The sequence below is a fragment of the Bacteroides sp. OF03-11BH genome, assembly GCF_003604005.1.
Classification (GTDB): domain Bacteria; phylum Bacteroidota; class Bacteroidia; order Bacteroidales; family Bacteroidaceae; genus Bacteroides; species Bacteroides ovatus.
The window spans coordinates 9,641-11,116 of record NZ_QTMW01000082.1; the positions used below are offsets into that span (position 1 = coordinate 9,641).

General features: G+C 52.2%; 1 protein-coding gene. It reads right to left on the reverse strand.

The genetic code is table 11. From position 1 onward, the window contains the following. Window positions 1-1,147, reverse strand: a 1,147-nt coding sequence (locus DXA54_RS27070; protein WP_130054698.1) for a site-specific integrase, incomplete at its 3' end; no start/stop codon positions are given. Window positions 1,148-1,476 lie beyond the last annotated feature (329 nt).

A 1,476-nucleotide genomic window follows, 5' to 3' on the forward strand; every position in this document is an offset into this window, starting at 1 on the left:
TTGCGTAAATCTGCGTCGTCTTTATGCTCTTGTGTCCGAGCATGGAGCTGACCGTTTCGATGGGAACACCGTTGGAGAGGAATATCGTCGTGGCTGCCGTGTGGCGGCTCTGATGCCACGTGATATGCTTGGTGATGCCGCAACGCTTGGCGACGGCACGGATACCGGCAAGGCACGTGTTATAATGCGGAACGGGAAATATCCTGCCGTCCCCGCACAGTCCCCGGTATTTGCCGATTATGCGGTTGGCGATGTCGAGCAGGCGGATGTTGGACACCACGCCCGTTTTCTGGCGGTTGATGTTTATCCACTCGTGTTCGTCGAAGTAGGTGCGGATATTCTCTTCCGTAAGGTTGCGCATATCCGCGAACGACAGCCCCGTGAAGGCGCAGAACAGGTAGAGGTCGCGGTACAATTCCTGTTTGGCGTTTTTCAGTTTCCCCTCCATCAGCAGGCGGATCTCATCTTTGGTCAGGAAACTGCGTGTTGTTTCCTCCTTCTTGATTTCATACTCGCGGAACGGGTCGCGCGTCAGCCACTCGTTGTTGATGGCGATGAATACCATCGTCCGTAACGGGCAGACGTACAGCCACACGGTATTGGTGCAGCAGTGCTTGTCCGTGCGCAGGAACATCTCGAAGTCGGAGATGAAAGCCGGGGTAAGCTCTTTTAGGGCGATGTCCTTCACATGGTAGCGGATGTCGAGGAACTCTTGCATGTGCTTGTAAACGGTGCGGTACTTCAGCAGCGTGCCTTTGGCTTTCATGCCTGCCTCCACCTGCTTCTCGTAGTCCTCGTTGTGCTGGCGGAACACCTGCATCAGCGTGTGGTAGCGGTGTTCCAGTCCGAGAAAGGCGTTCTTCACCTTCTCCGCCGTGACGAAGTTGTCACGCTCCATGATTTCCTGATAATGCCTGTTGATGCGTACCCGCATCTTGTCAAGCATACGGTTCGTTTCGAGTGCCGCCGTGCTTCTGCCCGTGACACGTCCACCTTTGGTGTCCCACAGTTTCGGATCGACAGTCAGTTTGCAGCTGAACTGTGTCTGGCTGCCGTCCACCGTGATGCGTCCCATGACGGGAACTGTCCCGTCCTTTTTCACTACCTGACGCTTGAGGTAGTAGATTACTGAAAATGTACTCTTCATTGTCCTTAATTTTTGGGTTTCAAAATTAGTTGGTGAAGAGTCCGGTGTTGGTACGCAAAACGGGGAGGAACGGCGCAATCTTTTTCCGTAACCTGATTTTTCGCATGAGTTATGGATAACTCACTATTCCTTAGAGCCTTGTTTCGCTATTCGTACCCGTTTGTCGCATTTTCGGGCATGGTTACGAACAAGTAACGTAGCGGCGTCAGGATTTGGCTTCGGCAGGGATTGTAATGGCTTCACGGATTATCGCCACTTCAACCAAAACCCTTGTAACTCAATTCTATCACTATATCTTTCCGCATTTCACTTTTTTGTAGTAACTTTGC